Annotated in this window: 8 protein-coding genes, 1 pseudogene and 1 riboswitch; of the genes and pseudogenes, 6 read left to right on the top strand and 3 right to left on the bottom strand. The window is 72.8% G+C overall.

The window, feature by feature from the left end:
- Nucleotides 1-231: 231 nt before the first annotated feature.
- Nucleotides 232-1,935, top strand: a complete 1,704-nt coding sequence (locus ACZ7FF_RS14355; protein ID WP_470812354.1) for a DUF5691 domain-containing protein — start codon at nucleotides 232-234, stop codon at nucleotides 1,933-1,935.
- Here ACZ7FF_RS14355 and ACZ7FF_RS14350 read toward each other — a convergent pair.
- A complete protein-coding gene (locus tag ACZ7FF_RS14350) occupies nucleotides 1,911-2,333 on the bottom strand; it encodes a cobalamin B12-binding domain-containing protein (protein WP_470812352.1) in 423 nt (140 codons plus the stop codon). The genes ACZ7FF_RS14355 and ACZ7FF_RS14350 overlap by 25 nt on opposite strands.
- Before the next feature lie 224 nt (nucleotides 2,334-2,557).
- Here ACZ7FF_RS14350 and ACZ7FF_RS14345 point away from each other — a divergent pair, with 224 nt between their 5' ends.
- Both ACZ7FF_RS14345 and ACZ7FF_RS14340 read left to right on the top strand, forming a co-directional pair.
- Entirely contained in the window at nucleotides 2,558-3,409 is an 852-nt protein-coding gene (locus ACZ7FF_RS14345; RefSeq protein ID WP_470812350.1) for an esterase/lipase family protein, read from the top strand.
- Nucleotides 3,410-3,676: 267 nt separating this feature from the next.
- Complete coding sequence (locus tag ACZ7FF_RS14340; protein ID WP_470812349.1) at nucleotides 3,677-5,176, top strand: M23 family metallopeptidase; 1,500 nt, start codon at nucleotides 3,677-3,679, stop codon at nucleotides 5,174-5,176.
- 41 nt (nucleotides 5,177-5,217) lie between these two features.
- On the opposite strand, the gene pcrA is transcribed toward ACZ7FF_RS14340, so the two are convergent.
- Nucleotides 5,218-7,698 carry a DNA helicase PcrA gene (pcrA, locus tag ACZ7FF_RS14335; protein ID WP_470812347.1) on the bottom strand — a complete coding sequence of 827 codons (2,481 nt, stop codon included), beginning with the start codon at nucleotides 7,696-7,698 and terminating at the stop codon, nucleotides 5,218-5,220.
- A 261-nt stretch (nucleotides 7,699-7,959) separates the two neighbouring features.
- Nucleotides 7,960-8,129: riboswitch (cyclic di-AMP (ydaO/yuaA leader) on the top strand.
- Nucleotides 8,130-9,394: 1,265 nt separating this feature from the next.
- Here pcrA and ACZ7FF_RS14330 point away from each other — a divergent pair.
- Both ACZ7FF_RS14330 and ACZ7FF_RS14325 read left to right on the top strand, forming a co-directional pair.
- Nucleotides 9,395-9,925, top strand: a pseudogene (locus tag ACZ7FF_RS14330) (C40 family peptidase); the annotation flags it as partial.
- 455 nt (nucleotides 9,926-10,380) lie between these two features.
- On the top strand, nucleotides 10,381-11,349 hold the full coding sequence (locus ACZ7FF_RS14325) for an SLAC1 family transporter (RefSeq protein WP_470812345.1): 969 nt from the start codon (nucleotides 10,381-10,383) through the stop codon (nucleotides 11,347-11,349).
- A 3-nt stretch (nucleotides 11,350-11,352) separates the two neighbouring features.
- Here the strand turns inward: ACZ7FF_RS14325 and ACZ7FF_RS14320 are convergent, their stop codons facing one another.
- Nucleotides 11,353-11,706, bottom strand: coding sequence for a hypothetical protein (locus ACZ7FF_RS14320; protein WP_470812343.1), 354 nt, complete (start codon nucleotides 11,704-11,706; stop codon nucleotides 11,353-11,355).
- Between the two features lie 514 nt (nucleotides 11,707-12,220).
- Here ACZ7FF_RS14320 and ACZ7FF_RS14315 point away from each other — a divergent pair.
- On the top strand, nucleotides 12,221-13,288 hold the full coding sequence (locus ACZ7FF_RS14315) for a C40 family peptidase (RefSeq protein ID WP_470812341.1): 1,068 nt from the start codon (nucleotides 12,221-12,223) through the stop codon (nucleotides 13,286-13,288).
- The last annotated feature ends 194 nt before the right edge of the window (nucleotides 13,289-13,482 follow it).

The raw sequence follows: 13,482 nt of genomic DNA, 5'->3' as shown, positions 1-13,482 counted from the left end.
GGAACACGATGAACGGCACGGCGGCCGACGGAGACGGCACGCCCCCGCACCTCGGCTTCACTCCGCCCACGGCCAGGCCGGAGGACGCGAGCGCGCCGGTGAGCCGGTGCCGCTCCGCCCTGACGAGCCACTGACACCGCGCGAGGCGCCCACCCGGACCGTCCGGCTGCGGGGTCCCGCTCCTCACCGGCACGACCTGCCCGCCATCTCGGCGCGGGAAGACAAGGGGCCATGATGAACACGACGGCAACAGAAAGTGATGGCACGGCTCCCGTGAGTTCCTGGGAGGACCTGGTGACCGCCGCCCTCCTCGGCACCGACCGGCGCCCCCTCGCGCGGGTGACGCCCGGTCGCACGGCGCCCGTCGCGCTCCTGGACGCGGCCGCCGAGGCCACCGTGCGGCGGCGGGCCGGGCTGCGGCCCGCGCCTGCGGCGCGGCGGCCGGAGCGGGCGCCAGAGGATCCACGCCCCGCACTGCCCCCGGCCGCGGCGCGCAGGCTCGCCACGCTGCTGGCCGACCGTTCCGGCGGCACGGGCGGTGGCCGGCGGGGCAGCTCTCCGGACCTCATGGAACTGCTCCCGCAGTGGCTCGCGGCGGCCAACGCGCACGGGTACGCGGCCCCCGCGCAGACCCTCCCGGCCCTGCTGGACGCGGCTCGGGGCCGTACGGACCTGCGCCCGGCGGCGCTGGCCTTCGCGGGCCCCCGGGCGCTGTGGCTGGCCCGGTTCAACCCGGACTGGCGCTTCGCCCTGCGCTCGGCCCCCGGCGGCGGCGCGGCGCTGCCCGGCCCCGAGGACGCCGAGGCCGTGGGCCGGCTGTGGCGGGAGGGGCTGTTCGCCGAGCGGGTGGCCCTGCTGGGCGCGCTGCGCGCCCGTACGCCCGCGTTCGCCCGCGAGCTGCTGGCCGGGACCTGGCCGTCGGAGCGCGCGGAGGACCGGCTGATGTTCCTGGACTCGCTGCGCACGGGCCTGTCCGCGGCGGACGAGCCGTTCCTGGAGCAGGCGCTGGGCGACCGCAGCCGCAATGTGCGGGCGACAGCGGCGGAACTGCTGTCGGCGCTGCCCGGTTCGGCGCTCGCCGCCCGCATGGCCATGCGGGCCACGGTATGTGTGGCCGTGGATCATACGGGGAACTCGCCGGTGATCGTGGTGGAGGCGCCGCTCGAGTGCGACTCCACCATGGAGCGGGACGGTGTGGTGGCCACACCGCCCGCGGGCAGAGGAGAACGGTCATGGTGGCTGGGGCAGTTGGTGGAAGCGGCACCGCTCGGCACCTGGCGGGAGCGCCTGGGCGGGCGGACGGCCCGGGAGATCACGGCGCTGCCGGTGGCGGACGACTGGCAGGGCGAGCTGCACGCGGCCTGGTGCCGGGCGGCCGTGCGGCAGCGGGACGCTCAGTGGTCGAGGGCGCTGCTCGGCGCCCCGTCGGCGCCGGAGGCGGGCGGTCCGGGGGCGGTGTCACTGGCGGAGCGGGCCAAGCTGCTGGCCGCGCTGGAGCCGGCGGAACGGGCCGTATGGGTCGCAGGATTCATCGCGACGCACGGCCTGTCGGAGGCGTTCCAGCTGCTCGGGGTGTGCGCGGTGCCGTGGGATCCGACCCTGGGCCGGGCCGTGGTGGACGCACTGAACATCGCGCGGGACGCGGGCAGTTACCCATGGAGCTTCAGCGGCGTGATGGGGCTCGCGGAGCGCTGTCTGGACCCGGCGGAGGCCGCCCGGCTGGATGCGCTGCTGGCGATACCCGACGAGCGGGAGGATGCCGCACCGGGCGCCGGGGGCTACTGGGCGGAGGCGTTCCAGAGACTCGTCACGACGCTGCGGTTGCGGGCGGCGATGGCCGGCGAACTGGCGCCGGCACCCGGCGATGCCGATGCGCGGGAGCCCCTGCCCCCGCGCGGCGCCCTCTCGGCTCAGCCCCCGGAAGCGGCGGGCTGACGGACGTTCTCCCGCACCCACTGCACGATCGACGCGGTCGTGGCCCCCGGCGTGAAGAGCTCCGCGACGCCCTTCTCCTTCAGCGGCGCGATGTCCTCTTCGGGGATGATGCCACCGCCGAAGACGAGGATGTCCTCGGCCTCGCGGTCCTTGAGCAGCTCGATGACCGCGGCGAACAGGGTGTTGTGCGCGCCGGAGAGGATGGACAGGCCGATCGCGTCGGCGTCCTCCTGGATGGCGGTGTCGACGATCTGTTCAGGCGTCTGGTGCAGCCCGGTGTAGATGACTTCCATACCGGCGTCCCGCAGGGCGCGCGCGATGACCTTGGCCCCGCGATCGTGGCCGTCGAGCCCCGGCTTGGCGACCACCACGCGGATCGGACCGGCTGCCACAACCATCACTGCCTCCATCAAACGACCACGGAAGCGATCGCTTCCGTCCGTAACGACAAGTACCGCACTTTTGGCGCGTTCCGCCACCCGTCGCGAAGTGAACGAACGTTATCTCCAGCATCCCGCAACCGGCAGTTTTACGGTGCGCAGCGAGGGGGAAATCACACGGTGGGACATGAGGGCACATGGGGGATCGAGCCGTCCTCCGGTGTGCCGACAGGAGGTCGGCCATGAAGGTCACCGGGGTACTGCCACTCTTCCTCCCGCTCTGCCGCCGATTCTGGCCGGGCAGACTGGCCGGTTTGTCCATGGCGCTGCTGAAGGCGACCGCCCTGGAAGCCGCGATCCTGGCCGGTCATCTCCTGCTGTATCCGACGGGCCTGATCCAGGAGCGCCGAACGCCCGAGCTGCCCGCGGGTGAGGGCACCGCGCAGCTGCCGGTCCGCCCCGGCCCGCCGGTCGTGCTGCTGCACGGCTTCATCGACAACCGCTCGGTGTTCGTACTGCTGCGCCGCAACCTGGCCCAGCGCGGCAGGCAGCGGGTGGAGTCGCTCAACTACTCCCCCCTGACCTGCGACATCCGCATCGCGGCCGAGCTGCTCGGGCGGCACGTGGAGGAGATCTGCGAGCGCACCGGCAGCGCCCGGGTCGACATCGTGGGACACAGCCTCGGGGGCCTGATCGCGCGGTACTACGTACAGTGCCTGGGTGGTGACCTTCGGGTACGCACCCTCGTCACCCTCGGCACCCCGCACTCCGGGACCCGGGTGGCCCCGCTGGCCGACGCCCACCCGATCGTGCGCCAGATGCGGCCCGGCTCCGAGGTGATCGAGGAGCTGGGGCGGCCCGCCGCCGGGTGCCGTACGCGGTTCGTCAGCTTCTGGAGCGACCTGGACTCCCTGATGGACCCGCTGGAGTCGGCCTGTCTGGAGCACCCCGACCTCGACGCGCAGAACGTCCGGGTGACCGGCATCGGGCACCTCGCCCTGCCCGTGCACCCCGCCGTGGCCGCCGGGATACGCGAGGCACTGGAGACGGCCCGGCCCGGGGACCGGGTCGCGGAGGGCCTCACGGTCGCCTGAGCCGAGCGCCGAAGGGATGACCCGGGGGATGGAACAGGGGCGGGACAGGGGCGCCGCACAGCCCGCTCATCGGTGATGCACGGCGGCCTCACATCGAACGCTCATCGAACACAAAGCCAAGCGCGCGTCCCGCCGTCGCCGAAACACCGCTGAATGCCCGTTTCCGGCCCGCGTGAAACCGGCGGAAGATTGTCGCGCCCGCATACCGCCGGGTACAGTCACCGCACTGCTCTGGCAGCCCCTGTTGTCGAGGCGAAAGAGAAGTTGGTGAACGACCGTCACCCGTCGGGGACCATGACCACCCCGGCCCCGGCTTCCGACGCCTCCACCGCGCACTACGCGCCGTACGGCACACAGGAAGCCCCCTACGGCGACTTCACCACGTACGGCGGCTACGACGCCACCGGTTTCACGGACGGTTCCCCGGCGGCCCAACCCTTCGGCACGGACCCGCTCTTCGGCGGCCACCCGGGCGGCGCGCAGGCCACGGGCACCTACGACACCACGCAGTGGCAGACCGGCACCGGTCAGAACGCCGCCTACGACGCGTACCCGGCCCAGCCCGTCTACGGCACCGGCGCGTACGACACCACCGCCTGGACCGTCCCCGCGCAGGCCACGGGGAACGATGTCAGCGGCCAGTGGGACGCGGGCGCGTGGCTGCATCCCGACCAGCAGGGCGGCGCGGCCCCCACCCAGCAGTGGGCCTGGGGCACCCAGACCTTCGACACCGGCGCGTACGACGCCACGCAGTGGAACTCCGACGGGCAGGCCGTACCGGCCGGGTCCGGACTTGCCGCCGAACCGTTCGACCAGCAGGCGACCGCCACGTTCGAGCAGGTCGCCTGCGACCCGCAGGCGACCGGCGCCTTTGAGCAACCCCCCTACGGGGACACGGACTTCGATGAACCCCCGGCCAGTGACGGCGAGTTGACCTCGACCGGCGAACTGCCCGCCGTGCCCGAGCTGTTGGACGGCCAGGAAGAGATCACCCCGGTTCCGGCGGGCCGCGCGGGCTCCCGGGGGGCGGCGCGTTCCCGCCGCCGTATGCCCGCCAAGCGCTCCGCGCTGCTCACCGTCGCCGTGCCCTCGGCCTGCGTGATGGGGGTCGCCGGGATCGCCGCTGCCTCCGTCGGCGCGCTGACCGACGGCGGCAGCGACACCACCGCCTCCGCCTCGGACGCCCACGCGGTCAAGCCGTCCATCGCCAACAGCAAGCTGGACACCCAGCTCAGGACCCTGTCGGCCGGCGCCGACGACTTCGCCGACCGGGCGAGCCGTACCCAGGAGCGGATCGACCTCAAGGCACAGCAGGAGCAGGAGAAGAAGAAGGCGGCCGCCGAGGCCGCGCTCAAGGAGCGGCTGCGCCCCAAGTTCGTGCTGCCGGTCACCCAGAAGGGGCTCAGCGCCTACTTCGGCCAGGCGGGCGTGAACTGGATGTCCGTGCACACGGGCATCGACTTCCCCGTCGCCTACGGCACCACGGTGATGGCAGCGACCGACGGCACCGTCACCACCAAGTGGAACAGCGCCTACGGCAACATGATGATGGTGACGGCCAAGGACGGCACGCAGACCTGGTACTGCCACCTGTCCAGCTACCGCGTGGCCCCCGGCACCGTCGTCAAGGCCGGCCAGCCGATCGCCTACTCCGGCAACTCCGGCAACTCCACCGGCCCGCACCTGCACTTCGAGGTGCGGCCCGCGGGCGGGGCGGCCATCGACCCCCTGCCGTGGCTGCGCAGCCACGGGCTCGATCCCACGTAGCGGTCGCGAAAGGGCCCCGCCGGACGGCGGGGCCCTTTGGCCTACAGCTTCTCCACCGGCGCGTACCGCAGCAGCAGACGCTTCGGCTTGGTGTCGCCGAAGTCGATCGTCGCCTCCGCATTCGCACCCGTGCCCTTGACCCCGACGACCGTGCCGAGCCCGAACTGGTCGTGTGTGACCCGGTCCCCGACGGCCAGCGCGACCACCGGCTTCTCCGCGGTGCGCCGCGTGGCGAACCCGGACGCGCCCGACGCCGAGGAGCGCGAGCGGCTCGAGGAGAGCGAGGCGGTGATACCGGAGGCCGGCCCGGAGGACACCGGCGCGGTCGCCCCGGTCCGCTTCCACTCCACGTGGGTGGGCGGGATCTCCTCCAGGAAGCGGGAGGGCGGGTTGTACGAGGGCTGGCCCCAGGCGCTGCGCAGCGAGGACCGCGTGAGGTACAGCCGCTCCCGCGCGCGCGTGATGCCCACGTACGCCAGGCGCCGCTCCTCCTCCAGCTCCTTGTTCTGGCCGAGGGCGCGCATGTGTGGGAAGACGCCGTCTTCCATGCCGGTCAGGAAGACGACCGGGAACTCCAGGCCCTTGGCGGTGTGCAGGGTCATCAGGGTGATGACGCCGTCGCCGTCCTCCTCGTCCGGGATCTGGTCGGAGTCGGCGACCAGGGCGACCTGCTCCAGGAAGTCGGCGAGCGTGCCCGCCTCTCCCTCCGCGCGCTCCTGCTCGAACTCCAGTGCCACGGCGGCGAGTTCCTGGAGGTTCTCGATGCGGGTCTCGTCCTGCGGGTCGGTGGACGCCTGCAGCTCGGCCAGGTAGCCGGTGCGTTCGAGTATGGCCTCCAGCACCGTCGCCGGTCCGGCGCCGGACTCCACGATCGTGCGCAGGTCCTCCATCAGCGTGTTGAACCGCTTGACCGCGTTGGTGGAGCGCGCGGCCATGCCGTATGCCTCGTCCACGCGCTTGAGTGCCTGCGGGAAGCTGATCTTCTCGCGCTGCGCGAGGGCGTCGATCATCGCCTCGGCGCGGTCGCCGATGCCCCGCTTGGGCACGTTGAGGATGCGGCGCAGCGGCACCGAGTCCTCCGGGTTGGCCAGCACCCGCAGGTAGGCCAGGACGTCCCGGACCTCCTTGCGCTCGTAGAAGCGGACCCCGCCGACGACCTTGTAGGGCAGGCCGACGCGGATGAAGACCTCTTCGAAGACACGGGACTGGGCGTTGGTGCGGTAGAAGACGGCGACGTCGCCGGCGCGCGCCTCGCCCGCGTCCGTGAGGCGGTCTATCTCGTCGGCGACGAACTGGGCCTCGTCGTGCTCGGTGTCGGCGACGTAGCCGGTGATCCGTGCGCCCTGGCCGGCGTTGGTCCACAGGTTCTTCGGGCGGCGGGACTCGTTGCGCTCGATGACCGCGTTGGCGGCGGACAGGATGGTCTGCGTGGAGCGGTAGTTCTGCTCCAGCAGGATCGTCGTCGCGTCCGGGTAGTCCTCCTCGAACTGGAGGATGTTGCGGATCGTCGCGCCGCGGAAGGCGTAGATGGACTGGTCCGCGTCACCGACCACGCAGAGTTCGGCCGGCGGGATGTCGTACTCCCCGGGCGGGGTGTCCTCGTCACGCTCGCCCGTCCCCACCAGCTCGCGCACGAGGGCGTACTGGGCGTGGTTGGTGTCCTGGTACTCGTCGACCAGGACGTGCCGGAAGCGGCGGCGGTAGTGCTCGGCGACGTCAGGGAAGGCGCGCAGCAGGTTGACCGTCGTCATGATCAGGTCGTCGAAGTCCAGCGCGTTGGCCTCGCGCAGCCTCGACTGGTAGAGCGCGTAGGCCTGGGCGAGGGTCTTCTCGAAGCCGTCGGTGGCCTGGCCGGCGAAGTCCTCCTCGTCGATCAGCTCGTTCTTCAGGTTGCTGATCTTGGCGCTGAAGGACTTCGGCGGGAAGCGCTTGGGGTCGAGGTCCAGGTCGCGGCAGACCAGGGCCATCAGGCGCTTGCTGTCGGCGGCGTCGTAGATCGAGAACGACGACGTGAAGCCGAGCCTCTTCGACTCGCGGCGCAGGATGCGCACGCAGGCGCTGTGGAAGGTCATCACCCACATCGCGTTCGCACGCGGCCCGACGAGCTGCTCGACGCGCTCCTTCATCTCGCCCGCGGCCTTGTTGGTGAAGGTGATCGCGAGGATCTGGCCCGGGTGGACGCCGCGCTCGGCGAGCAGGTGGGCGATGCGGTGGGTGAGCACCCGGGTCTTGCCGGAGCCGGCACCCGCGACGATGAGCAGCGGCGAGCCCGCGTGCACGACCGCGGCACGCTGGTTCTCGTTCAGCCCCTCGAGCAGTGCCGCCGCGTCGATCGCCGGCCGGGGGGCGCCGTCGCGGTAGTACGCGTCCCGGTCCGGCGGCGCGTCGAACTTCCCGCCGAACAGATCGTCCGGAACCGGCTCCGGAGCGTGATCGTCCTCGGGCGGCGGCGGAGGCTCCTCCTCGTGCCCGCGAGGGGTCTGGAGGTCCGCCAGGAAGCTGTCGTCAAAGAGGCTGCTCATCGCTCTACGAGTCTAGGGCGCCCCACCGACAACCGGTCGCGGTCCCCGGAACATGGCCGGTTCGGGGAGAGCCGATCTTGGCATTCCGAGCGCCGATCAGCGCCTCACACTGCGGAAGCACCTGGTCACGCGTACGTGAATTCGCCCTCAGGTCACGGAAATGTATCGGACATACCTCGCACCAACCTTCACAGAAGACACACGTGTTGGCTAGGTTTCCGTCAGGCCGCACGCCCCCTCTCCGGCGAACCTCGCCGGGCCGCGCGGCCTCCGCCGAGTCCGGCGCGCCCCGCACGGTGCCCGGAGCCGGGGACCCACCGATCCTGGGGTGAATCGGCCGACTCCCGCCCGGGACGACGCCGTAGGGCAACCCTTCCGAAGCACCCGCCCGAACCCGACAGCTAACCCGGTAGGCGGATGTTGGAAGGAGTCGCCTCCCTTGGCGTCGCACCGCAAGCCGCGCCCTGCCGGGCCCCCCGGGACCGGCATCCGCACCCCCGCCCTCGCCACCGCCGCGCTCACCTCGGTGGCCGTGCTCTCCCAGACCGCCGAGGCCGCTCCCGCGACCGAACACGGCCGACCGACCCTGGAGGAGATCGAGAAGAAGATCGACGATCTCTACCGCCGGGCCGACTCGGCGGCGGAGAACGAGAGCCCGGGCAGGCAGCGCGAGCGGGCCGAGGCCCTTCGCGAGGAGGTGCGGCGCGCGGTCCGCCTGACCAAGCCCCGCAGTGAGCCGGAACCGCAGCCGCAGCCGCAGCCCGAGCCCGCGCAGGACTACTTCGACCCGAGCCGCGTGATGGACCGGCTGGCCTCCCGCGTGAAGAGCGCGGTCGAGCGCCAGGAGGCCGCGAGGAACCTCCGGACCCCCGGCCGCCCCCGCAGCCGCCCCACAGGCGTACCCCAGACCCCACCCCCACCACCGTCCGAGCCGCCGCACAGCGTTCCGGCCGGAACGGACGGCCGAGGCATGGCGGCAGCACAGCACGCGGGCCCGGCCGGGACGAAGCACGGCGGCACGACCGGGGTGCGGCACGCGGCTGGTGCCGGGATGACGCACACCGGCGAGATCGGCATGCGGCACGCTGCTGTGGGCGGGGTGGCGCACGGCGGTGCGGCCGGCATGACGTACGCCGGTGAGATCGGGATGCAGCACGCGGCCGCGAGAGGGATGGAGCCCACCGGCGCGACCGGCACGCAGCACACGGCTGCGACCGGGGCGCCTCGCCGGGTCGCGGTCGAGGTGGCGGACTCCGCTTCGGCCGGAGGCCCGCACGGGGCGCCGGCCCAGGTGCCGCACGGCGCCCCGACCGAGGGGCTGCGCGGGGGACCCACGCAGACATCGCACATGGCTTCGGCTGAGACGCCGCAGGGGGCCTCGATACCGATGTCGCACGTGGCACCGGCCGAGGCGCCGACCCGGATGCCGCACGGCGCCCCGGCCGAGGGACTGCACGAGGCCTCGATACAGATGCCGCAGGTGCTCCCGGTTGGGATGCCGCACGTGGTTTCGCCCCGAGTTCCGCACGCCGCTCCCGCCGCGTCGCCACGCCGGGCCGCGACTGGGGGGCGGCACCGGACGACGGCCGAGTCGCTGCACGTGGCGGCGGCCGGGACGCAGCACGCGGGCCCGCCCGAGACGCAGCACCGGCCTTCGTCCGCGACGGCGCACACGGCTCCGGCCGGGTCGGTGGGCGAGGCGCCGACCGAGTCGGACGCCGGTCCGAGGGCCGCCAAGGCCAGGGTGCAGAAAAAGCTCGCCTCCGCGCGCGTGCTGCTGACACAGCTGGCGGCACGGGAGACGGCCCGGCTCGCGGTCGTGGAGGAGGGCCGGTCGCAGCAGGAGGCCGCGGGTGGCTCCTCGAACGTCACCCGGGCCGAGGAGGCCGTCGCCTTCGCCCGCGCCCAGACGGGCAAGCCGTGCGTCTGGGGGGCCAGCGGTCCCGGGTCCTACGACTGCTCGGGCCTGACCCAGGCCGCGTGGAAGTCCGCCGGCGTCGCCCTTCCACGCAGCACGCGCGACCAGGCCGGCGCGGGCAGCACGGTGCCCCTGGCCGAGGCGCGCCCCGGCGACCTGGTCTTCTTCTATGACGACATCAGCCATGTCGGTCTCTGCACCGGCGACGGCATGATGATCCACGCCCCCGGCCCCGGCGCGTACGTCCGCGAGGAACCCGTCCACCACGGCGACGAGTCGGTCATCCACAGCGTGGTGCGGCCGGCCTGAGGAACCGGGCGCCCCCGCCATGGGGCCGACATCCGAGGAGACCGCGTCCTCCAAGGAAGCCGGCGTTCCCACAGGGTGCGGGCGCCCCCAAGAGGCCGGCCGTTCCCACGAAGGATCGGCAACTCCCCGAGGGACGCCGCCCGCAAGGCTGCCGGCGCCTCCCGTTGGAACGGCCCACCAGAAGAGATCGGCATCGCTTCAAGGGGCCGGTGACCCCCATGAGGGCAGGCACCCCAAGCGGGCCCGCGCCCCTGGAAGGGACCCACGCCCCCTCGAAGGCACCGGCGTCCCTCGAAGGCGTCCGGCAACCCCGAGGCACAGTCCTCCTCCAGGAGGCGGGGTATCGGCCTCCTCCGGGAGGCGAGGTTTCGGCCTCCTCCGGGAGGCGGGTTTTTTCGTGGCCTCGCGCGCGTGCCCCGCCCATCAGGATCACGCCACTGCCTAGCATCGGGCGCATGCCCGGCATCGAAGGTCTGCGTGCGTGGTGGGCGGACCGGCCGCCGGCCGCCGGCGCCGCCGTGATGGCGACCGGCATCATCTCGGTGTGCCTGCACCTGACGGACAACGAGACGCTGTCCCTGCTGGCCCTGGCGATGACGAGCGTCGCCTGGGTCGCTCTCGCCGCCGACTTCGTCCTGCGACTGGCCGTCGACCGGCGGCGCTGGGTCGCCGAGGCGGAGAGTCCCGGCGCGCTCACAGCCGTCGCCGCGACCGCCGTGCTGGGCACCCGGTTCGCGGCGCTGGGCTGGTACACCCTGGCCGAGGCGCTGCTGGCCCTCGCGACGCTGCTCTGGCCGGTGCTGCTGGTGCTCGTCATGCAGCACTGGAAGTGGCGCATGCCGGGAGCGGTGTTCCTGAGTTGCGTGGCCACGGAGGGGCTCGCCGTGCTGGCTGCCACGCTGGCCGCGGCCGAGGCCGTCGAGTGGCTCGCGCACGCCGCCCTGGTGCTGTTCTGGCTGGGGCTTGTGCTCTACTGCCTCGCCCTGGCCCGCTTCGAGCCTCGGCAGCTGCTGGAGGGGGCCGGGGACCACTGGATCGCGGGCGGGGCGCTCGCCATCTCGGCGCTGGCCGGGGCGAGGCTGCTCCTGGCCGGGAACTCGATCGTGTACCTGTGGAACGACGACGACCACGGCGTGCTGCGCAACGTGACGGTGGCGCTGCTCGTCCTGGACCTGGCCTGGTACCTGGTGCTGCTGGTCGCCGAGGCCGCGCGGCCCCGGACGCTCTACGACGGGCGCCGGTGGTCGACGGTCTTCCCGATGGGGATGACGGCGGCGGCGACACTGTCCGTCGCAGCCGCCGTGGGCATTCCGTGGCTCAGGGGGCCGGGACGCGTGCTGGTGTGGGTGGCGGTGGCGGCGTGGCTGTGGGTCGCCGCCGGTGCGCTGCACGGGGCCCGCACCGGAGCGGCTGGGGCGCGCTGACCGTCAGGTCCACAGCACGGCGATGAAGATGTTCACCGCGGTGAGCCCGCCGACGAGTCCGAACTGCGCCTTGTCGATCCGCTCCTCGTCGCGCCTGACGTAGACGAGACCGAGGATCACGATCAGCAGCGCCAGCTTCACACCGATCTTGATGGTGTTGATGTGGTGGCTCTGCGCCTGGTTGAGCCCGACCAGGACCACACCGGTGACCAGCATGGTCAGCGCGCCGTGCAGCATCCCGGGAACGAAGCGGGCCGCGCCCTGGCCCATCGCCTTCATCTGGGTGAGGAAACCGCCGAGCAGCGCGGCGATGCCGATGATGTGCAGGCCGACGAACAGATGGATGAGTACGTCCATGGGGCCGGAGCCTAACCAGGGGCGCCCGCCCCTCCCCCACCGCCCCCGGTCATGGAACCCGCGGGCCCCGCGCCGCACGGTCAGGGATCCCACCCGGCGTCACCGGAGGGACCGGCCGGGGAGCCGCTGGGGGCGCACACGCCGCAACAGCACCCCGCGCGGATCTTGCATATATGCGCCCCATAGCACCCCATCCCTCCCGCCCGTCCCACTTTCCGCGCTTCGGTCACCACGCTGCGTGAAGAGGGCGACTCCGGATCGGTGACACGGTCACATAGCGCCACGATGCGATCCGTCGGGGCCAGTTCCGTACACCGCGTTACCGACTCGTCACAGACGGGCCTAGCGTCCTCCCCCAGGTGACCGGCTCCCCATCGCCGCCCGGGCCAGGGGCGGCTGCCGGCCACCTCCGCCGAGAAAGGCCCGGCGGTGGCGCGTTCCCCCTGTACGAGCCGCCGCCGGGCGTACCGACCGCTAGGGCGTACGAGTCGTACGGAAGGACGTGACGGTCCAGGTGGCAGCGCACCGCAAGCCCCGGCAACGCCCGCTCAGTGGCCATACGGCCCGGACGGCCGTCACCCTCGCCCTGGCGGGCGCGGCCACCGCGACGGCCTTCGACGGGACGGGTCACGCCGAACCCCAGCTGACTCCGGCTCAGGTGAAGGCCCGGGTGGATGAGCTGTACCAGCAGGCCGAGACCGCCACGCAGCAGTACGACGGTGCGAAGGAGCAGGCGGACGCGGCGCAGCAGCGGGTGAACTCGCTGGCGGACGAGGCCGCCCGCAAGGAGCAGAAGCTCGACGCGGCCCGGGACGCGCTCGGTTCGGTCGCGGCCGCGCAGTACCGCGAGGGCGGTATCGACCAGGCCTGGCAGCTCGCCCTCTCCAGCGACCCGGACCGGTACCTGGACGACGCCGCGGTGGCGGAGCGGGTCGGCGACCGGCAGGCCGCCGCCGTGTCACAGGTGCACCGACAGTTGCAGGAGATCGAGCGGTTGCGCGGCGCCGCCCGGGCGGAGCTGACCTCCTTCCGGTCGCGGCAGGCCGACCTTCGGCGGCAGAAGAAGACCATCACGGGCAAGCTGGACGAGGCCCGGCGGCTGCTGGCGCGGCTCACCCCGCAGGAGCGTGGCCAGCTCACCGGAACCGGCGGTGGCTCGCCGGACCGCGCCTCCCGGTCCGACTCCGGAACCCGGCAGGCCCTGGAGCAGTCCGGTTCCGTCGCGGCTCCCGACTCCCGTGCCGCGGCGGCCCTCTCCTACGCGTACTCCAAGCTCGGCAGCCCCTATGTGTGGGGCGCGACCGGCCCCGACGCCTTCGACTGCTCGGGCCTGGTCCAGGCCGCCTACCGCTCCGCGGGGGTCTCTCTGCCCCGCACCACCTACGCTCAGATCGACGCGGGCCGGCGCGTCTCCCGCTCCGAACTCCAGCCGGGCGACCTGGTGTTCTTCTACTCCGGCGTCAGCCATGTCGGCATCTACATCGGCAACGGCCAGATGATCCACGCCCCGAACCCCTCGGCCCCAGTGCGCGTGGCCCCCATCGACGAGATGCCGTTCGCAGGCGCCACCCGAGTTGCCTGAGGCCCCACCCACAAGGGGCGCGGCGGATCCGAACCGGCCCCTCCCGCAGGGGGCCGGTGCAGTCCGTCTCGCCCCTCCCGCAGGGGCCGGGGGCCGTCTGTCCGGCGCCTCCCGCAGAGACTGGGTACAGTCGGTCCGGCCTCTCACGTAGAGGGCCGGTGCAGTCGGTCCGGCCCCGCCCGTAGAGGGCCAGT

The sequence above is a fragment of the Streptomyces sp. NPDC037126 genome, assembly GCF_055605965.1.
This window is presented reverse-complemented; position numbering and strand designations above follow the sequence as displayed.

Excerpts from the sequence above, each read along its gene's own strand:
- ACZ7FF_RS14355 (WP_470812354.1), top strand. The coding sequence starts at position 232 with ATGATGAACACGACGGCAACAGAAAGTGATGGCACGGCTCCCGTGAGT.
- ACZ7FF_RS14350 (WP_470812352.1), bottom strand. The coding sequence starts at position 2,333 with ATGGTTGTGGCAGCCGGTCCGATCCGCGTGGTGGTCGCCAAGCCGGGG.
- ACZ7FF_RS14320 (WP_470812343.1), bottom strand. The coding sequence starts at position 11,706 with ATGGACGTACTCATCCATCTGTTCGTCGGCCTGCACATCATCGGCATC.
- pcrA (WP_470812347.1), bottom strand. The coding sequence starts at position 7,698 with ATGAGCAGCCTCTTTGACGACAGCTTCCTGGCGGACCTCCAGACCCCT.
- ACZ7FF_RS14325 (WP_470812345.1), top strand. The coding sequence starts at position 10,381 with ATGCCCGGCATCGAAGGTCTGCGTGCGTGGTGGGCGGACCGGCCGCCG.
- ACZ7FF_RS14345 (WP_470812350.1), top strand. The coding sequence starts at position 2,558 with ATGAAGGTCACCGGGGTACTGCCACTCTTCCTCCCGCTCTGCCGCCGA.